The sequence below is a fragment of the Streptomyces fulvorobeus genome (genome assembly GCF_013167895.1).
Classification (GTDB): Bacteria; Actinomycetota; Actinomycetes; order Streptomycetales; family Streptomycetaceae; genus Streptomyces; species Streptomyces fulvorobeus.
In genome coordinates this window covers 5,708,832-5,728,146 of record NZ_BLWC01000001.1, presented here as the reverse complement: position 1 = coordinate 5,728,146, position 19,315 = coordinate 5,708,832, and the positions used below count along the sequence as shown (strand labels likewise).

15 protein-coding genes and 2 pseudogenes are annotated in these 19,315 nt (G+C 71.6%); 12 read left to right on the top strand and 5 right to left on the bottom strand.

What is annotated here, in order from left to right; all coding sequences use genetic code 11:
• Window positions 1-56: 56 nt before the first annotated feature.
• On the bottom strand, window positions 57-1,397 hold the full coding sequence (locus tag Sfulv_RS25725; RefSeq protein WP_173316854.1) for an alkaline phosphatase family protein: 1,341 nt from the start codon (window positions 1,395-1,397) through the stop codon (window positions 57-59).
• A gap of 730 nt (window positions 1,398-2,127) precedes the next feature.
• On the opposite strand from Sfulv_RS25725, the gene Sfulv_RS25720 reads away from it, so the two are divergent.
• From Sfulv_RS25720 to Sfulv_RS25690, 7 genes are all read left to right on the top strand, one after another.
• Window positions 2,128-3,675: a carbamoyltransferase family protein gene (locus tag Sfulv_RS25720; RefSeq protein WP_173316853.1), complete on the top strand. Its 1,548-nt coding sequence runs from the start codon at window positions 2,128-2,130 to the stop codon at window positions 3,673-3,675.
• A 17-nt stretch (window positions 3,676-3,692) separates the two neighbouring features.
• Window positions 3,693-5,354, top strand: coding sequence for an FAD-dependent oxidoreductase (locus Sfulv_RS25715; RefSeq protein ID WP_173316852.1), 1,662 nt, complete (start codon window positions 3,693-3,695; stop codon window positions 5,352-5,354).
• Window positions 5,351-5,914: an adenylyl-sulfate kinase gene (cysC, locus tag Sfulv_RS25710; RefSeq protein ID WP_173316851.1), complete on the top strand. Its 564-nt coding sequence runs from the start codon at window positions 5,351-5,353 to the stop codon at window positions 5,912-5,914. Before Sfulv_RS25715 ends, cysC begins: the two co-directional genes overlap by 4 nt.
• Complete coding sequence (cysD, locus tag Sfulv_RS25705) at window positions 5,911-6,798, top strand: sulfate adenylyltransferase subunit CysD (protein ID WP_173316850.1); 888 nt, start codon at window positions 5,911-5,913, stop codon at window positions 6,796-6,798. Before cysC ends, cysD begins: the two co-directional genes overlap by 4 nt.
• 2 nt (window positions 6,799-6,800) lie before the next feature.
• Window positions 6,801-7,334, top strand: a complete 534-nt coding sequence (locus Sfulv_RS25700; RefSeq protein WP_173316849.1) for an elongation factor 1-alpha C-terminal domain-related protein — start codon at window positions 6,801-6,803, stop codon at window positions 7,332-7,334.
• Window positions 7,331-8,743, top strand: coding sequence for an FAD-binding oxidoreductase (locus Sfulv_RS25695; protein ID WP_256669112.1), 1,413 nt, complete (start codon window positions 7,331-7,333; stop codon window positions 8,741-8,743). The genes Sfulv_RS25700 and Sfulv_RS25695 overlap by 4 nt, the downstream gene beginning before the upstream one ends.
• 146 nt (window positions 8,744-8,889) lie before the next feature.
• On the top strand, window positions 8,890-9,918 hold the full coding sequence (locus tag Sfulv_RS25690; RefSeq protein WP_173316848.1) for a methyltransferase: 1,029 nt from the start codon (window positions 8,890-8,892) through the stop codon (window positions 9,916-9,918).
• Between the two features lie 56 nt (window positions 9,919-9,974).
• Here the strand turns inward: Sfulv_RS25690 and Sfulv_RS25685 are convergent, their stop codons facing one another.
• The 3 genes from Sfulv_RS25685 to Sfulv_RS25675 form a co-directional block, all read right to left on the bottom strand.
• Window positions 9,975-11,024: an aldo/keto reductase gene (locus tag Sfulv_RS25685; protein WP_173316847.1), complete on the bottom strand. Its 1,050-nt coding sequence runs from the start codon at window positions 11,022-11,024 to the stop codon at window positions 9,975-9,977.
• A gap of 47 nt (window positions 11,025-11,071) precedes the next feature.
• Complete coding sequence (locus Sfulv_RS25680; RefSeq protein ID WP_173316846.1) at window positions 11,072-12,118, bottom strand: 3-dehydroquinate synthase family protein; 1,047 nt, start codon at window positions 12,116-12,118, stop codon at window positions 11,072-11,074.
• 82 nt (window positions 12,119-12,200) lie between these two features.
• Complete coding sequence (locus Sfulv_RS25675; RefSeq protein WP_173316845.1) at window positions 12,201-12,890, bottom strand: siderophore-interacting protein; 690 nt, start codon at window positions 12,888-12,890, stop codon at window positions 12,201-12,203.
• 225 nt (window positions 12,891-13,115) lie between these two features.
• On the opposite strand from Sfulv_RS25675, the gene Sfulv_RS25670 reads away from it, so the two are divergent.
• Both Sfulv_RS25670 and Sfulv_RS25665 read left to right on the top strand, forming a co-directional pair.
• A complete protein-coding gene (locus tag Sfulv_RS25670) occupies window positions 13,116-13,925 on the top strand; it encodes a shikimate dehydrogenase family protein (protein ID WP_256669110.1) in 810 nt (269 codons plus the stop codon).
• 512 nt (window positions 13,926-14,437) lie between these two features.
• Entirely contained in the window at window positions 14,438-15,172 is a 735-nt protein-coding gene (locus Sfulv_RS25665; protein WP_173316844.1) for a phosphotransferase family protein, read from the top strand.
• Here the strand turns inward: Sfulv_RS25665 and Sfulv_RS25660 are convergent.
• A pseudogene (locus Sfulv_RS25660) lies at window positions 15,158-15,462 on the bottom strand (transposase); the annotation flags it as partial. The gene Sfulv_RS25665 and the pseudogene Sfulv_RS25660 sit on opposite strands and share 15 nt — an antisense overlap.
• Window positions 15,463-15,679: 217 nt before the next feature.
• On the opposite strand from Sfulv_RS25660, the gene Sfulv_RS25655 reads away from it, so the two are divergent.
• The 3 genes and pseudogenes from Sfulv_RS25655 to Sfulv_RS25645 all read left to right on the top strand — a co-directional run bounded on the left by Sfulv_RS25655 (window position 15,680) and on the right by Sfulv_RS25645 (window position 19,291).
• On the top strand, window positions 15,680-16,204 hold the full coding sequence (locus tag Sfulv_RS25655) for a PadR family transcriptional regulator (RefSeq protein WP_173316843.1): 525 nt from the start codon (window positions 15,680-15,682) through the stop codon (window positions 16,202-16,204).
• Window positions 16,201-16,890, top strand: coding sequence for an ABC transporter ATP-binding protein (locus tag Sfulv_RS25650; RefSeq protein ID WP_173316842.1), 690 nt, complete (start codon window positions 16,201-16,203; stop codon window positions 16,888-16,890). Before Sfulv_RS25655 ends, Sfulv_RS25650 begins: the two co-directional genes overlap by 4 nt.
• A gap of 92 nt (window positions 16,891-16,982) precedes the next feature.
• Window positions 16,983-19,291, top strand: a pseudogene (locus tag Sfulv_RS25645) (ABC transporter permease).
• Window positions 19,292-19,315: the final 24 nt, after the last annotated feature.

Below are 19,315 nucleotides of genomic sequence, written 5' to 3'. Positions count from 1 at the left end.
GGAGACGAAACGGAGGGGACGACGGTCGGCCGGGCGGGCGAAGGTGCCTCGGACGGTCAGTCGGAGGCACCCAGCGGGCGTCCCGGCCAGCCGGCCGGGACGGCGCGGCCGTGGAGGGTGGCGAGGGTGGCCGGGATGTCGACCGGGGCGGCGGGGGTGTCGTCGGTGTACCCCGGGGCGAAGCCGGGGCCGAGGCCGGCCCAGTAGGACTCCCTGCGGTGCCAGCCGCTCTGCCAGGTCCGGTGAACGTGGCCGGCCCAATGAGGGTCGCCCAGCGGGAGGTAGCGCCAGTCGGCGGGTTCGAGGATCAGGTCGGGCGCCCCCGCGGTCGCCGTGCCGGGGTACACCTCCTCACGGGTCCGCACCGCGGCGAAGTACGGCCGCCCGGTCCGGGGGTTGACGGTGTCCAGCAACAGACCGCTGACCTCGTCGCGGACCCGCTCGTACTCGTCCTGGCCGACCGTGCCGTTCTTGTACCGGTCACGGACGTTGATGTTGATGCCGTGGGTGCCCTGGACGGCCTCGAACGCGCGGGTGCCGGACCAGTCGACGCGGCCTTCCGCACCGGTGGCGATGAGGCCGGCCTCGGCCAGGTGGTCGTTGATCGAGCAGTAGGCGCGCAGCGGCCCGAAGCCGATCTCGGAGAAGGCCAGCACGTCGGTGTGGTCGTCCGCGGCGGCGAGGGCGTCCTGGATCACCTGGTCGCAGGTGCGGTACGCGGCGAACACTGCGCTGTCATGGTCGTGTTCGGGGCCGTGGTCCAGTTCCTGCCAGTAGATGTGCGAGGTGCGATCGATGCTGGTCAGGTTGACGATGACGACGTCCGACTCGGGCAGCAGCGCGAGGGCGGCCTTGCCGCGCTGACGGTCGGCCTCAAGGAGTCGCGGCAGCAGCTGCTCGCGCGGCTGGCCGGTCCAGAAGATGGAGACGTCGTGCACGGGCCGGATGCCCTGCTTCGCCAGTCGGCGCTGCAGATCGCGCGGGTGACAGGCGTGCAGAGTCGCGTGCATCGGATAGCTGATCAGCGCGCCGTCCATCGGTTCGATCGGATGGGTGCCGAACAGCCCGATGGCGGCGAACCGAATCCCGGCGAACGCCTCGTGCTGCCAGAGCAGCGGATGGCGGCGGTCCCCGGAGCCGAGGACCCGCGGGGAGTATTCGGGGTCGTGGCAGCTCCAGTACGAGAAGAAACCGTGATCGGCGGCGTGCCTGCCGGTCAACACGCTGAGCAGCCCGGGTGGCTCGTAGGGGGTGCCCTCGGCGGAGAGGGGGCCGTGCGCCCCCTCGCGGCGCAGCCGGGCGAAGCCGGGGAGCGCGCCCGCCTCGCACCAGCGGTCCAGAAGGGCGGGAGCCGCGCCCTCCGTGATGATCACTATCGTTCGATGCTGCTTCGTCACCCAGTGCTCCCTCGTCCATCCGTACAGGGGATCGCCGCTTGCGAAGTGGGAACGGTGCCGGACCGTGGTTCGGGCGTCTGGCGGGCCTGGGGTGTGTCCGGCGGATCGAGGTCGTGCCGCACCGGCCAGATGCCGTGTCGCAGCTCTGCACGCTACATGCAGATTCGTGGGGCGTATGCCCCGCGGATGACGATGGCCGAAAGGGAATGCCTCTTACCAGCGCTTTCTGCCGCCGGTACCAGGGAGCGACCGGGTGGCGCGGGTACAGGGTGGCTCTCAACTGCTGCTCGATAATGTTGGTTTCAGTCAACTACCGATGGCGGGGCGGACGTCTCCTTGACAGTGCTCGCCGCCGGTTGACTACAGTGCGACTGTCCGTTTGCGTTCCCGTTTTCCCATGCGCCGCCGTTGCCGCGGCACGGTCTCGCAGCCATCCGCTGCTGTCCGCACGTAGCTCACACTCTTCACGGTCTCGGCCAGGTCTGTGCACGTGTCGCGGACCGGCGATGTCGAAATCCTTCTCGGCGCGAGGCGAACCGTTCGGCCACCGCCAAACCGTCCATGGCCGCTTCCCCGGCCGGGCCGCCTGCCCGTCGCATGTCCCGATCGATGTCCCTCACACCGGAAAGGACACGAAATGACCGTGTTAGGACTAGGTGGATCCGGGCATGACTGGGCCTCCTGCGCCACCGACGGCAGTCGGCTGGTCGCGGTGGACGAGGAACGCCTCATGCGCAGCAAGTACGGCCTGGGCACGGATCTGCTGGCGGGTGTCAGCCGACAGGCGTGCCTGGGGCAGCTGGGCTCCACCGCGGCCGAGGTGGAGCACGTGGTCGCCTGCGAGCTGGTGCCCCGGCCCTTCTACCACTCCTTCCGGCGGCGGGTGACGGTGATCAACCATCACCTGGCCCACGCCTACAGCGCGTTCGGCGCCTCCGGCATGTCCCAGGCCGCGGTACTGGTGTGCGACAACTCCGGCAGTCTCACCCTCGGTGCCAAGTCGGGGTCCGCTGCCCGGGAGGCGGAGACCATCAGCTCCTTCGTCGCGGACGCGCGGGGCATACGGCTGCTCGACCGGGTCAGCGGCGCGCACGTGGTCGACGCCGGCTCGGAGAGCGCCTACTACCAGCCCGGCGAGACCGACAACTCGCTCGGGCACCTGTACCGCACCGCGAGCCTCGCCATCGGACTCGCCTACACCGGGCCGAAGACCCGCTTCCCGGTCAGCGAGGACGGCAAGACCATGGGCCTCGCGCCGTACGGCGACGAACGGTTCGTGGACGACCTGGCGGAGCTGGTCACCCTGCTGCCCGGGGGCGGTGTCAGCATCTCCGCGAGCAAGGTCGCGCATCTGCTGGGACGGCTGGCGCAGGATGCCGGCTTCGACGTCAAGGCGGCCATCGCGCGCGCCGCCCAGGAGGTGCTGGAGCGGGCCCTGGTGCACTGCGCCCGCGCCCTGCACGCGCGGACCGGGCTGACCGATCTCTGCATCGCGGGCGGTGTCGGCCTCAACAGCGTCGCCAACGGCCGGATCCTGAAGGAGACCCCGTTCGAGCGGCTCTTCGTGGTGCCCGCCGCCGGGGACGACGGCATCAGTCTCGGCTGCGCCTACTACGGGCTGCACGAGCTGGAGGGCGTACCGATGGCGGAGCTGCCCGCCCTGGAGAACGCCTACCTGGGTCCCGAGTACCCGCGCTCGCGGGCCCGCGCGGCCGTCGCCGCATCGGGGCTGCCCGCCCGCACCCCCGAGGACCTGCCGGGGGAGGTCGCCGCGCTGCTGGCCGAGGGCCGGATCGTGGGCTGGTGGGACGGGCGCAGCGAGTTCGGTCCGCGGGCGCTCGGCCACCGCAGCATCTTCGCCGCCCCGTTCCCCGCCTCCGTGCGCGACCATCTCAATGAGAACGTCAAGTTCCGTGAGGGGTTCCGGCCGTACGCGCCGGTCATCCGCGCCGAGCGCAGTGACGAGTTCTTCGACCTCGGTCAGCCCTCGCCGTACATGCTGATCGTCACGCGGGTCACCCGTCCCGATGTCATCCCGGCGGCGGCCCATGTGGACGGCACGGCCCGGCACCAGACGCTGGAGGAGCGCCAGAACCCGGCGGTGCACCGGCTGCTGGGCGAGTTCGAGCGGCTGACCGGCTGCCCGGTGCTGCTCAACACCTCCTTCAACGTGGCCGGTCAGCCCATCGTGGAGACCCCGGAGGAGGCCGTCGATGCCTTCGCGGCCATGAACCTCGATCATCTCGTCGTCGGTGACCAGTTGGTGAGCAAGGTCTGAGGGGAGTGGCTGCGGTCATGACCGTACTGGTCGTCGGGGGCGGGCCCACTGGATTGGCGACCGCGCTCTTCCTGGCCCGCGCCGGGGTCGCGGTACTGCTCGTGGAACGCCGCCCCCACACCTCCACTCTTCCACGCGCCACCCACGTCAGCAGGCGGACCATGGAGCTGCTGCGGGAGGCCGGGCTCCAGGAGGCTATGGCGGCGGCCGGGTTCGAGGTCGTCGGCGGTGACGATCCGCGCGTGTTCACCGAACCGGACCGGGTGCTGCCCCGAACCGTCGTCGGCGTCCCCTCACTGTCCGCTCTCGACGCCGCCGAGGTGCTGGAGACCGGGGAGGAGGAACTCTCCGTACCCGGGCCGTGCCCGCCGTTCTGGTGCGGACAGCACCGCACGGAACCGCTCCTGCGCGAGGCCGCGGGGCGGGCGGGCGCGGACGTCCGCTTCGGGGAGGAATTGACCGGGCTGTCGGTGGGCCCCGAAGGTGTGGTGGCGCGCATCCGTCGCGCGGACGGCCGTTCGGTGACCGTGACCGCGCGGTACCTGGTCGCGGCGGACGGCGCGCACGGATGGATACCCGAGGCCGTCGGCATCGCGCGGGCCGGCCTGGGCACGATCGCCTGCCGCACCACCATCCTGTTCCGGGCCGACCTCACCCCGCTGCTGAAGGGTCGCCGGTTCTTCATGAGCATGATCGAGAACCCGGGGTTCTCCGGTGCGGTCATGCAGCTCGACGCGGACCACTGGTGGGCGGCGGCCGTGGAGAGCGAGGCCGTCGGCGGCCCCGGCCGGGAGCCCGACCCCGTGCGCTGCCTGGAGCTGGTACGGGCCGCGCTCGGGACCGACGACATCCCGGTGGAGCTGACGGCGACCTTCCACTGGCAGGCCCGGCACCGCATCGCGGAGCGCTATCGCGAGGGGCCCGTCTTCCTCGTCGGCGACGCCGCCCACCTGCATCCACCGGCCGGCGGCTACGGATCCAACGCGGGCATCCAGGACGCGCACAACCTGGCCTGGAAACTTGCCGCGGTGGTACACGGCTGGGCGGGTGCCGCGCTGCTCGACAGCTACGACGCCGAACGCCGCCCGGTGGGCGTCGCGACCGCCGAGCAGGCCCTGCTGCTCGACGGCGTCCCGGGTGAGCGGCTCGGCGCCGAGGCGCGCGATCCCCGCACCATCATCATGGGCTACCGCTACCGTTCGAGCGCGGTCATCGGCGCCGCCGGGCCCGGCAGCTCCTTTCCCGACACCTTCGAACTGTCCGGCGCGCCCGGCACGCGGCTGCCGCACCTGCCGCTCGCTCCCGGGCCGGACGGGGGTCCTGGGCAGGGCTCCGTCCTCGATCTGTGCGCACCGGGCGTCTTTGGCCCGCGGTTCCTGCTGCTCGGCGGCGACGAGGGCTGGTCCCGGACGGCAGCCGAGGTCGCCGGGGAGCTGGCGGTCCCGGTCACCGCCCGGGTCCTGCGTCCCCCGGTGCCCTTCGACCAGGTCTGCGGCACCGGCCCGGCCGGCGCCCTGCTGGTGCGGCCGGACGGGTTCGTGGCCTGGCGCTGCACCGCCGCCGAGCCCCTGACCGGTGCCCGGCGACACCACGTGCTGGCCACTGCCCTGCGGGAGATCCTCCGTCCGGTCGCCGCACGCACCGACACCCATCCCCTGACCTCGCGGAGTGGCCGATGAGACACCCGACCGCGTACTGCACCTGCTGGCCCGGTGCGACCGTGTGGCTCACCGGGCTGCCGAGCTCCGGCAAGTCGACCATCGCCAGGGCGCTGGTCCACCGGCTGGCGCCGCAGGGCCGCAGGGTGGAGGTCCTGGACGGCGACGAGAACCGGGCCCGGCTCACCGCGGACCTCGGGTTCAGCCGGGAGGACCGGATCGCCAACGTCCGGCGAATCGGCCTGGTCGCGGAGGTCCTGGCCCGCAACGGCATCCTCACCCTGGTCCCGGTGATCGCTCCCTACGCCGACGCCCGGGCGGCTGTCCGGGGGAACCACGAGCGGTCCGGCACCCCCTACCTGGAGATCCACGTCGCCACTCCGGTCGAGGTGTGCGCCGAGCGGGACGTGAAGGGGTTGTACGCACGTCAGGCCGCGGGCGACCTGGTCGGGCTGACCGGCGTCGACGACCCTTACGAGGCGCCGCGCGCACCCGATCTCGCCGTCCCGGCCCACCGGCAGCGACCGGAGGAGTCGGCCGCCCTGTTGTTCGACCTGCTCAGCGCACGGGGGCTCGCGTGAACCACACGGTCCAACTGGAGTCGGAGGCCGTCCACATCATCCGGGAGGCGGTCGGCGAGTGCGAGCGGCCGGTGCTGCTGTTCTCCGGCGGTAAGGACTCCGCCGTCGTCCTGCATCTCGCGCTGAAGGCATTCACCCCCGCGCCGCTGCCGTTCCCCCTGCTGCACGTGGACACCGGGCACAACTTCCCCGAGGTCATCGCCTACCGCGACCGGACGGTGGCCCGTCACGGACTGCGGCTGCACGTCGCCTCGGTACAGGAGCGCATCGACAGCGGGGAACTGAAAGAGCGGCCGGACGGCAGCCGGAACGCCCTGCAGAGCCCGTGCCTGCTGCGCGCCATCGGGGCCGGCCGTTTCCGCGCGGTGTTCGGCGGCGCCCGGCGAGACGAGGAGATGTCCCGGGCGAAGGAACGGGTGTTCAGCCTGCGTGACGAGTGGGGCGGCTGGGATCCCCGGCGGCAGCGCCCCGAGCTGTGGGAGCTGTACAACAGCCGGCACGGGCCGGGCGAGCACGTCCGGGTGTTCCCGTTGTCGAACTGGACGGAGCTCGACGTCTGGCAGTACATCGGCGCCGAGCGGATCGGACTGCCCGAGCTCTACTTCGCCCAGCACCGGGAGGTCTTCCGGCGCGACGGCATGTGGTTCAGCGCCGGAGACTGGGGCGGGCCCGGGGAGGGCGAACGCGTGGAGAAGCGGCGGGTGCGCTACCGCACGGTCGGTGACATGTCCTGCACCGGGGCCGTCGACTCCGATGCGACCACGGCGGCGGAGGTCGTCCGGGAGGTCGCGGCGTCCGCACTGACCGAACGTGGCGCCTCCCGTGCCGACGACAGGGCCTCCGAGGCCGCCATGGAGGACCGCAAGCGGGAGGGGTACTTCTAGCAGTGCCGATCACGACCCCCACGAATCCGCTCGCGGACGGACCACGACTCCCCACGGACACCACGTTGCTGCGGTTCGCCCTGCTGCTCGCCGACAGCGTCACCGTGGCGCGTGGCGACCTCATCGTGGCGGCGGGCCAGGCACCGCCGCTGACCCGTACGGTCGAGGCCACGGTCTGCCGTCTCCACGAACGGCCGCTGCGCCGGGGCGACCCGGTGCTGCTCAAGCACACCACCAGGACGGTGCGCGCCCTGGTGGTGGACGTCCCCTCCCGGCTCGGCCCCGGTCCGCTGGACGAGGAACCGGCACCGGACCGACTCGCCGTCGACGACATCGGCAGCATGGTGCTGAGCACGGCCGAACCACTCACTCTGGACGCCTACCGGAACTCCCGGCGCACTGGCTCGTTTCTGCTCATCGACCCCGGGGACGGAAGTACGCTCGCCGCCGGCATGGCGGGTCCCGGGCCGGTGCCCGGCACGGGTGCCCCCAGCGCTCTCACAGCGCCAGACGACCAGGAAGAGGAAGGCCAGTGAGCAAGTTGAACCCGGTGAACGGACCTGCACTGCCCCCGGGGGCGGTGCGGCGACTCGCGGAGGATGTCAGGGGCCCCGTGCTCCTGCCAGGCGATCCCGAGTACGCCGAGCACGTGGACGGCTTCGACCGTGCCGTGGAACACCGGCCCGCGCTGGTCGTCGCCGTCGCGAACGCGGACGACGTGGTGGCCTCGGTCCGTTTCGCGCGCGACCACGGACTGGGCGTCGCCGTCCAGGCCACCGGGCACGGCGCCTGCCTGCCCGCCGACGAACGCGCGATCTTCCTCGACTCCCGCGCGATGGACGGCGTGCGCGTGGACCCGGAGCGGCGCACCGCGCGGCTGGAGGCCGGCGTGCTGTGGCAGGACGTCATCCCGCTCGCCGCCGAGTACGGACTCGCCCCGTTGAACGGCTCGGCCCCCTTCGTCGGCGCCGTCTCCTACACCTTGGGCGGTGGCATCGGTGTCCTCTCCCGCCGCTACGGCTATGCCGCCGACCACGTCCGGCGCATCGAGGTGGTCACCGCCGACGGCGAACTGCGCGTCGCCGACGAGGAGGAGAACCCGGACCTGTTCTGGGCGCTGCGTGGCGGCAAGGGCAACTTCGGTGTGGTGACCGCGATCGAGGTCGAGCTGATGGAGGTGTCCCGCCTGTACGGCGGGGGCCTGTGGTTCCCGGCCGAGTCGGTGCGGGACGTGCTCCATCTGTACCGCACATGGGCCGCCAGGGTGCCGGAGGAGATGAGTTCCTCCTTCTTCATGCTGGACTGGCCGGACGTGGACGGCGTCCCCGATGAGCTGCGCGGCCGCTTCGCCCTGCACCTGCGCCTGTGCTACCTCGGCGCCCCGGAGGAGGGCGAGCGTCTGATCAGGCCACTGCGGGAGGTCGCCCCCACCCTGCTCGACACGGTCGCCGACATCCCGTACACGCGGGTGGGCAGCATCCACAACGATCCGCCCACGCCCGGCTCCTACTACATCAACAACTTCCAGCTCACCACGTTGGACGAGGGCACGGTCGAGGCGGTCCTGGCACTGGTCGGACCCGGCACGAAGAGCGCGGTGAGCCTGGAGGTCCGCCATCTCGGCGGTGCCCTGTCCCGCCCGCCGCGGGTGCCCAACGCGGTCGCGCACGGGCCCGCGCAGTTCCAGGTGTACTCGGCCGGAGTCCTCGGCATCGGCGAGGACGAGCTGGTGTACGAAGGACACGACCGGGTTCTGGCGACCCTCGCGCCGTGGTCGACCGGCACCCGGATGCTGAACTTCATGGCGGGCATCGCCCACACCGATCCCGCGGACGTGCGCGAGGCGTACACGGCCGAGGCGTACGACCGTCTCCTCAGCCTCAAGAAGACCTGGGACCCGGGCAACACGTTCCGGTTCAACCACAACATCCCGCCGGCGGCCTAGGCCATGCCCGGCGGATCGTGCCAGGCGTCGCGACCCCTGCCATGATCCGCCGGGCACGCCCCAGGGCCGCCAGACAGGACCCGGGGGGCCGCACACCGCCCCGCTCTGCTCAGCCGATCCCACCCGACGACGATTGCGGAGACCTCATGACCGAGCCCATCGAGACCGTGGACCAGAGCGCCAACCGGCAGATGATGGCAGTGCTCCAAGGGGCGTGGCGGGCGAGGGCCGTTCATGTCGCCGCCGAACTGGGCGTCCCCGACCTGCTGGCCGAGAGCGAGCTGACGGTGACCGAACTCGCCGAGCGCACCGGGGCACACGCTCCCACCCTGGGCCGGCTGCTGCGTGCCCTGAGCACGTTCGGGGTGTTCCGGCGGCTGCCGGACGGACGGACCTACGCCCAGACGCCGCTGTCGGCGGTGCTGCTGAGCGAGCCGCGCAATCCGGAGTCGGCCGACGCCCGCTTCATGGCGGCCAACTGGCACTGGGCGGCCTGGGGCGACCTGCTTCACACGGTACGCACCGGCGAGTCGTCCTTCGAGAAGGCCAACGGCACCTCGTTCTGGGAGCTGACGAAGAACGACCCGGACGCCAAGCAGCGGTTCAACGCGGCGATGAGCACGGTCTCGGAGGCCGAGAGCGCCGACATCGCGAGCGCCTACGACTTCTCGGCGTCGGGGCACGTGGTCGATGTCGCCGGTGGGCTCGGCAGCCTCCTGGCCGCGATCCTCACCGCGCACCCGACGGTCCGCGGCACGATCCTGGAGCGCCAGGAGATCGTGCCGCTGGCCGAGGAGCTCCTGGCCAAGGCGGGCGTCGACGGACGCTACGAGACCGTCGCCGGGGACTTCTTCGAGGCGATACCGGCCGGGGCGGACCTGTACACGATCAAGCGCGCGCTGCACGACTGGGACGACGACACCATCGTGCGCATACTGGGCCGGATCCGGGAGGCCATGCGCCCCGGCGTGCCGCTGTTGATCATCGAGAGCGTGGTGGACGAGGAATCCGACCAGGAGGCGCTGTTCCGGGGGCTGCTGCTGACGGTGCTGGTCGGTGGCCAGGACCGGCCGGAGTCGGACTACCGGGCCCTGGCCGAGCGGGCGGGCCTGCGGGTACGGCGGAGCATCCCGGTCGGCGGCGATCTGCGCATCCTGGAGACCGTCCGTACCTGAGCCCCCGCGGACACGGGAGCCCGGCGCGGCCCCTCCGGCCCGAACGGCCGAGGGGGTCAGTGCCGGGCTTCTTGCCGTGCGCTCCGCCGGGGGGTGGGACGGCGGCGCCGTGCGGTGTCGGCCAGCAGCCCCCGGACGGAGTGGTTGTCGGCCGGGTTGAGGTCGCTGCCGGGCGGCACGATCTCGTCGATCTGGTCGAGGACCTCGTCGTCCAGCACCTTCCCGGCGCCGGCCAGCAGGTCGGAGAGCTGGTCCGCGGTCCGCGGTCCGATGATCACCGAGGTGACGGCCGGGTGGGCCTGGACGAAGGCCAGGGCCAGGTGGGTCAGCGGCATCCCGGCTTCGGCGGCGAGCTCGCGGAGCCGGGCCACCACCCGGGCCTTGGCGGCGTTCGCGGGCACGCCGGGATCGAACCGCCGCGGTTCGAGCACCGCACGGCCCTTTCCGGGTGTGGCGTCGGCGTCCGAGAGCCAGCCGGCGCTCAGCGGTCCCCAGACCAGGACGCCCATGCCGTGCCGCTGCGCGGTCGGCAGCACGTGCATCTCCACGCTCCGGCTGAGGATGGAGTACGCGGGCTGCTCGGAGCGGAGGTGGACATGGCCCCGGCGCTCGGCGGTCCAGCGTGCTTCGACCAGCTGGTCGGCCGGGAAATTCGACGTGCCGATCGCCCGTACCTTCCCCGCCCTCACCAGGTCCGACAGGGCGGAGAGCATCTCGTCGATGTCGGTGTCGGGGTCGACCCCGTGCACCTGGTAGAGGTCGATGTGTTCGGTGCCGAGCCGCCGCAGGCTGTTCTCCACGGCCCGCATGATCCATCGCCGGGAGTTTCCGCGGTGGTTGGGGTCCGGCCCCATCGGCCCGTGGAACTTGGTGGCCAGGACCACGTCGTCGCGACGGCCTCTCAGCGCCTCGCCGACGATCTCCTCGGTGCCGCCCTCGCCGTAGATGTCGGCCGTGTCGACCAGGTTGACTCCGGCGTCCAGGGCCATTCCGATGACCTTCCGTGCCTCCTGTCGGTCCGGGTTGCCCCACGACCCGAACATCATGGAGCCCAGCGCCAGTTCACTGACCGATATCCCGGTCCCGCCGAGGATGCGCCGTTCCATACTGGTCCGCCCTCCGATCGTCCGACTGTCGTTCACGCCTGACGGCGTCAGTGCCGCCCTTCTCGGGGCATGCCGGCGAGGGTGCGGCGGACCTCGGCCTCCGGGACGTCCTGCACCAGCTCCACACCGTCCTTCCCGTCGAGGACGAAGCTCAGTCCCCGCGTCGCCTTCTTATCGAGCCGCAGGAGCGGGAGCAGGTCGGCGGCGTCCACCTCCGCGGGCAGCGCGCAGGGCAACCCGTAGGCACGCACGACCTCTTCGTGCTCCGCGACCCGGTCGGCGCCGATTCGCCCGAGGGCACCGGAGAGCCGCCCCGCGAAGACGGTGCCGATCGCCACGCACTCGCCGTGCCGCAGCCCGTAGTGCGTGGCCCGCTCCAGCGCGTGGCCCAGCGTGTGGCCGTAGTTCAGGATGTGTCGCAGGCCCTCGTCGTGTTCGTCGGCGGCCACTACCGAGGACTTGAGCCGTACGCCGGCGGCGATCTGCTCGGCGACCGGCAGCCCGCGCAGGTCTCCGGCCCCGATGAAGTGGGAGCGGGCGATCTCACCGTAGCCGTTGCGCCACTCGCGCTCGGGCAGGGTCCGCAGGTAGTCGGTGTCGCAGAGTACCGCTGCGGGCTGCCAGTAGGCACCGACGAGGTTCTTGCCCTGCGGCAGGTTCACCGCGGTCTTGCCTCCGACGCTCGCGTCGACTTGGGCGAGCAGAGTGGTGGGCAGATGGATCACGGGTACGCCTCGGTGGTAGAGCGCGGCCGCGAGACCGACGACGTCGGTGGTGGTGCCGCCGCCACAGGAGACGACCACGTCACCGCGGGTGAGCCCGAAGTCGGCGAACGCGCCGCACAGCCGTTCCACGGCGGCGAACGTCTTGTTGTCCTCTCCGTCCGCCAACGGCACCCGGAGCGCCAGAACCCCCGGGTCCGGTGTCTCGTCCGGCGGCCGGGCGGAGACCACGGCGGCCCGCCGCGCGCCGAGGTCCCGGACCAGTCCGGCGAGCAGGCCGCTGACACCCGGGCCGATGTGGACGGAGTAGGAGCGAGCTCCCAGCGCGACGGGGATGCGCCACACCGCCCCTGACTGCCGTGTACGCGTCATGCGTTGTTTATAACGCTTCCCGCCGATCCCACGCGAGAGGGCCTTGCGCGGCCTGGCCGAGAACGTCGCCCCGCCACGGGCGTCAGATGATGCCGGTGCGGCCGGCCGCCCAGTGCACCTGGGTCCGTACCGCGTAGCGGGGCCAGGCCCGTACGCCGCACAGATGACGCACCACGGCCCGGCAGGTCGTCGCCTCACCAGCGACGTAGGCGACTCCCGGCCCGGGTGGCAACTCCAGCCGCCGTACGGCCTCCAGCAGCACCCGCGACCCCACGGCGGAGGCGCGGCCCCGGTGTACCCAGGGAAGACCGCGCGGACCGTACGGGGCCGGGAACTCGCCATCGGGTCCGGCCGTCTCCAGTACCCCGCGGGCCGCCGCGCCGGCGGGCAGCGCGGCCAGCATGGTCAGCAGCGGGACGGCTCCGGTCTCCTCGCCGATGAAGACGTGGTGGCGGGCCCTGGGATCCAGCGTGATCCGGTTGCGCGGCATCCCTACTCGGGTCCGGTCCCCTGTCACCGCGGAACTTGCCCACCGGCTGCCGGGCCCGCCCGGCCGGTGCAGTGAGATCCGCAGCGTCAGCGTGGCGCGCGACGGGTTGTGCGCCCACACGGAGTACGTCCGAAGCAGGGGCACGCCGTCCACGTCCGGCACCTCAAGCGGCAGATGGGCGCCCGGTTTGCTGTGCAGGACCGCGAGCGTCGGGCCCGTGAGGGTCAGCTCCCGTATGCCCGGGACGACGTCGCGCACCTCGGAGACCCGCACGTCCAGCATCCGGGTGTCATGGAATCGCCGCCCCGGCCCGGCACCGCGCCGGGATCCGTCAGAGAAACTCAACCTGTCTCGCCTCTCCCTGGTTCCCCCGACTGGTCGGACTCGCCTCTGCCGATCACCATACCCGTGGCACACGGGGCCCGTTGCTCCCTTGGCCGCTCATGGCTATGGTTCCCGAAGCTCGGGGCACACGCGATCTGACCTGAAGATGTCGGAGGGTTCGGCGTGACGACGGAACACCAGCGCATCACTGGCCGTACCCGGCTGTTCGCCGTGATCGGAGACCCGGTCGAGCAGGTGCAGGCCCCCACGATGATGAATCCGCTGTTCGCCCGGCTCGGCATCGATGCGGTGCTGGTGCCGGTGCACGCGACACCGGCGGGACTCGCCTCCGTGGTCCGGGGGCTGCAGAGCAGCGGGAACGTCGACGGACTGCTCGTCACCGTGCCGCACAAGAGGGCCGCCCTGGACCTGGCCGACGAGGTGAGTGCCGCGGCGGCGCTCAGCGATGGCACGAACGCCATGCGCCGGACCCCGGACGGCCGATGGCTGGCCGACAACTTCGACGGCGAGGGCTTCGTCCGCGGATTGCGCTCCGCAGGGCACGAACCGGAGGGCCGGCACGTCTGGCTCCTGGGCGCGGGAGGGGCGGGCAGTGCCATCGCCGTCTCCCTGTTGTCGGCCGGTGCCGAAGTCACCGTCACCGACCGGGACGAGCACCGGGTACACACCCTTGTCGAACGGCTGTCACCGCACTTCCCCGGGCGCCTCCACAGCGCCGCGGGCCCCGTGGCGGCCGATCTCGCGGTGAACGCGACCCCGCTGGGCATGCGCCCCGAGGATCCCCTGCCCTTCGAGCCGGCCCTCCTGCCCGACAGCACGGTGGTGGTCGACATCGTGATGAAGCCCCGCCGCACCGCGCTCTTGCGAACTGCCGAGACGCGCGGCCTCAGGGTCCACTATGGTGCCGCGATGTTGGCCCAGCAGCTGGACCTGTACGTGGACTTCTTCAGCCTCGGCAGACGGCTTGCCTGACCCGAGCCCCGGCATCGAAGGCCAGACCACGAATCTGCCCACCAGCAGGACGCCGCCGGATTCAAGGAAAGGCGCCTCAGCCAGCTGGCGGACCATCATGCAGGATCGAGGTGTCAATTGCTCGGCCACAAAGGCCCGTACGTACACAATCAGCCTCTGCGGCCGAAATGAACCCGGCAGAGCCTCTACCAACCGGATCGCTTCACGAGGATCGCGTCACCCACATCAGTAGCATGAAGGCATGGCATCCTTACGTCGTGCGGCTAGGCAGGCCGTTGATCCGATAGCCCGGATATGTCGGTCCATAGCTGGGGCCAGCACTGGGAAACCACCCACTCCTGTGCAACAGTTCGCTGCCCGCCGCCCCGCTCTCCTGGCTCTTTGCTGCGCCGCGACGCCGAGCGGGCCAAGGACTCTTAAACGGCCGGCGGGTAGCGGGATGCGGTCAACTGCGTAAGGGCATGCGACAAATCCGGCGACGTCGGCGATCACCTCGGGGATACTGGCCGCCCATGGACAAGGTCGAAGTCGTCGTCGCCCATTCCGAACGTGCGACCCTGCGCGGCGGCGACGTGTTCCTGAAGGTGGACGCCGATCAGGAGCGTATCGACGTCGAGGTCGAGGCGATGTCCCTGGCGCCGGTCCCCACCCCGGAGGTCCTGTGGCGCATGCCGCCCGTGCTCGCGATCGCCGCGCTCCCGGGGACGACGCTTGGGCGCCTCGGTGAGCCGTCGGCGGCGTGGGCCGCGGCGGGCGCCGCCATCCGGAAGCTGCACAACGCGCCGCTGCCGCCCCGCCCCGGCCGCGCCGGCCGGAGCATCGTCGCGCTGGCGGCGGAACTCGACGACGAGTGCGAGCTGCTCGTGACGAACGGCCTTCTGCCCGCCGACCTGGTCACCCGTAACCGTCGGGTCGCCGAGGCCGCGCTCCGGCCGTGGACTCCGGCGTTCACACACGGCGACCTGCAGATCGCGCACGTCTTCATCGACGGTGACGAGGTCACCGGCATCATCGACTGGTCCGAGGCGGGCCAGGGTGATGCCCTGTACGACCTCGCCACCTTCACACTCGGGCACGAGGAGCACCTCGACGACGTCCTTGCCGGGTACGGCACAGACGTTGACCTCGACGTGATCCACGCGTGGTGGTCGTTGCGAAGCCTGCTGGCAGTTCGCTGGCTGTCCGAGCACGGCTTCGACCCGTTCGCGCCGGGCTGTGAGGTCGACGTGCTGAGATCCCGGATGTGAGGCTACGCGGGCCCGCCTGCTACGAATGCCTCGGGCGATCGCCCGCCCCCACTCGGCCTCGTGTTCATAGCCGCGGTCGGCGTACAGGTGCCTGGGGCGGCGCAGTGGCCGGCCGCGCTTGCCGCGGATCGGCGGGACGGCCTGGATCAGCGGGATCAGTTGGGATACGTCGTTCCGGTTGCCTCCGGTAGCGATCGCGGCGACCGGGATGCCGTGCACCTCGACGACAGATGGTGCTTGCAGCCGGCCTTACCCCGGTCCACCGGGGACGGACCGGGGGTCCCCCCCCTTCATCGCCCGCCGAAGGAGCGTTCCCGTTCCCGCTCGGCGGAGTCGTCGGCGAATGCGTTGCTCGCGCAGCCGCGGCACCGCACGCTTACGGAGACGCGGCTTCCGTCGTAGCGAAACCGTGACCATCGCCTCCGACCTGGGCTTTCGCACGAGCGGTCACACTCTCTACACACGGTGTATACACGGCACGTATACACCGTGTGTAGAGTCCTCTGCATGTCAATCGGTCACACCCTCCTGGGACTCCTGGAGTCCGGGCCGCGCCACGGCTACGACCTCAAGCGCGCCTTCGACGAGAAGTTCGGTCTCGACCGGCCGCTCCACTACGGCCAGGTCTATTCGACGATGTCCCGCCTGCTGAAGAACGGCCTCGTCGTCGTCGACGGCATCGAGGCCGGCGGCGGTCCCGAGCGCAAGCGGTACGCGATCACCGACGCCGGGATCACCGACGTACAGCGGTGGCTCGCCACGCCGGAGAAGCCCGAGCCGTACCTCCAGTCGACGCTGTACACGAAGGTCGTCCTCGCGCTGCTCACCCATCGCGACGCCGCCGACGTCCTCGACATCCAGCGTTCGGAGCACCTGCTCAGCATGCGCGTCCTCACCGACCGCAAGCGCAAGGGCGACCTCGCCGACCAGCTGATCTGCGACCACGCCCTGTTCCACCTGGAGGCCGACCTGCGCTGGCTGGAGCTCACCACGGCGCGCCTCGACAAGCTCCGTGAGGCGGTGGCCCGATGACTCCTCCCGCAGGTTCGCTGCTCTCGGCCGAGCAGCTCCGCAAGGCATACGGCCCGACCCTCGCCCTCGACGGCGCGGAGTTCTCGATCCATCCGGGCGAGGTCGTCGCCGTGATGGGGCCCTCCGGGTCGGGCAAGTCGACGCTGCTGCACTGCCTCGCCGGGATCGTCACGCCCGACTCGGGGACGATCATGTACGGCGGGCGGGAGCTGTCCGCCATGAGCGACGCCGAACGCAGTGCGCTCCGGCGCTCCGAGTTCGGTTTCGTGTTCCAGTTCGGGCAGCTGGTGCCGGAGCTGACGTGCGTCGAGAACGTCGCCTTGCCGCTACGGCTGAACGGCACCTCCCGCAAGGAGGCCGAGCGCGCCGCGCTGACCTGGATGGAGCGGCTGGAGGTCGACGACCTACGGAAGAAGCGGCCGGGGGAGGTCTCAGGCGGCCAGGGGCAGCGGGTCGCGGTGGCACGGTCGCTGGTCACGAACCCGCGCGTGCTCTTCGCCGACGAGCCGACCGGCGCCCTGGACTCCCTCAACGGCGAACGCGTGATGGAACTCCTCACGGACGCCGCCAGCTCCACCAACGCCGCCGTCGTGCTGGTCACGCACGAGGCACGGGTGGCCGCCTACTCCGACCGCGAGATCGTGGTGCGGGACGGCAGGTCCAGGGACATGGAGCGCGTCGTATGAGCCTGTCCACGGGAGAACGGCCGCGGACCTTGCCGACGGGCCCCGCCCCGGGCGGACGGAGCTGGACGCGGCGTGTGGCCGCGGACCTGGCCATGGGCGTCCGGTTCGCCTTCACCGGCGGGCGCGAGGGATGGACGCGGGCGGTGCTGACGGCGGTCGGCGTCGGGCTCGGCGTGGCGCTGCTTCTGCTGACGACGGCGTTGCCCAACGCGCTCGACGTACGCCACGAGCGGGAGGCCGCCCGCACCGACATCACCTTCATCGATGAGCGGCTGCCGAAGGCCGACGACACGCTCGTGGTCGCCAACGTCGGTTCGGACTTCCGCGACGACAGCATCCGGGGCCGGGCCCTGGAACCCGAGGGACCGCGGGCGCCGCTGCCTCCGGGGTGGAGCGGTTCCCGGCGAAGGGCGAGATGGTGCTCTCCCCCGCGCTGAAGGAGCTGCTGGAGTCGGACTCCGGCGCGCTCCTGCGCGAGCGGCTGCCGGACCGGATCGTCGGCACGATCGGGGAGAGCGGGCTGATCGGCTCGGCCGAACTCGCCTTCTACCAGGGCGCCGAAGGGCTCGCGCCGCACATCGACAGTGGCCGGATCGCCCGCATCGACGGGTACGGCACCCCGAACACGACCTCCGAGCGGTCAGATCCGGTGCTGCTCCTGCTGATCCTGGTCCTCTTCGTGGTGCTGCTGATGCCGGTCGCGGTCTTCATCGCGGCGGCGGTGCGGTTCGGCGGGGAGCGGCGGGACCGGCGGCTGGCGGCGCTGCGGCTGGTGGGCTCCGACAGCGGCATGACCCGGCGGATCGCCGCCGGTGAGGCGCTGGCGGGCGCGATGCTGGGGCTGGTCTTCGGCGCCGGGTTCTTCATGGTCGGGCGCCAGCTCGCGGGGACCGCCGAGGTGTTCCGCATCAGCGTGTTCCCGAGCTATCTCAACCCCTCGCCGCTGCTCGCCCTGCTGGTCGCGGTGGCCGTGCCGACGGCGGCGGTGCTGGTGACGCTGCTGGCACTGCGCGGAGTCGTCATCGAGCCGCTCGGTGTGGTGCGCTCGGGCCGGCCGCCCCGGCGCCGGCTGTGGTGGCGGCTGCTGCTGCCGCTCGCGGGGCTTGCCATGCTCTACCCGATGATCGGCAACGGACGGGAGAACGGAGACTTCAACCAGTACCTGGTGACCGGCGGTGTGGTGCTGCTCCTGGTCGGCGTGACCGCGCTGCTGCCGTGGATCGTGGAGACGGTCGTCGCCCGGCTCGGTGCCGGCGGCGTCGCCTGGCAGCTGGCCGTGCGCCGGCTGCAGATGAGCAGCGGCACGGCGGCCCGCATGGTCAACGGCATCGCGGTGGCCGTCGCCGGGGCGATCGCGCTGCAGATGCTGTTCGCGGGCGCCGAGGAGGAGTACACCAGGTCCACCGGGCAGGACGTAGCGTGGGCGCAGATGGAGGTGACCCTGCCGAACGCCGTGCCGCCGGCCCCGGCGGCCGAGAGGTTGCGGGACACCAAGGGAGTGAACGAGGTGTACGACTACTCCGAGGGCCATCTCGGTGACCGCGCCCGCGACCCGGAGGCCACCACGACCGTGACGGTGGGCGGCTGTACCGCGCTGCGGGAGATCGCCGATCTGCCCTCGTGCGCCGAGGGGGACGTGTTCGCCGTCCACGGCGCCGAGTGGGACTCGGGGGTCGACGTGGCGAAGCTGGCCGCCCCGGGACGGAAGCTGTACCTCGACCCGTCGTACGAGGGCACCCCGAAGAGCCTGGAGATCCCCTGGACGGTGCCGCAGGGCGTGAAGGCGGCGAAGCCGCGTCACGGTCTGCTGGCCGGGATCGACCGGGGCGGCATCCTGATCACGCCGAAGGCCGTGCCGGACACGCTCGCGCCGGCCCTGGAGGGGCACGCCTACCTCAGGCTGGACGAGTCGGTACCGGACGTCCACGACCGGGTGCGGAACACCGTGGCGGCCGTCGATCCGCTGGCGAACGCCGTGACGTGGGCGGAGACGGAGCGCAGCGGCCGGTTCGACGCCATCCGCACCGGTCTGTTCGTCGGGGCGGCGTGCGTGCTGGCGTTGATCGGCGCGAGCCTGCTGGTCTCGCAGCTGGAGCAGCTGCGAGAGCGGAGGAGGCTGCTGTCGGCCCTGGTGGCCTTCGGCACCCGGCGCCGCACGCTGAGCCTGTCGGTACTGTGGCAGACCGCTATCCCCGTCGCCCTGGGCCTGCTGCTGGCCTCGGTCGTGGGCCTGACGCTGGGCACGGTGCTCCTGAAGATGACGGGCACTCCGGTCCGCGTCGACTGGACCGGTGTCCTCGCCATGGCCGGCATCGGCGGCGCGGTCGTCCTGGCGGTGACCCTCCTCAGCCTGCCACCGCTGCTGCGGCTGATGCGGCCGGAGGGGCTGCGCACGGAGTAGCCCGGAGCTGCGGCCCCACGGGGC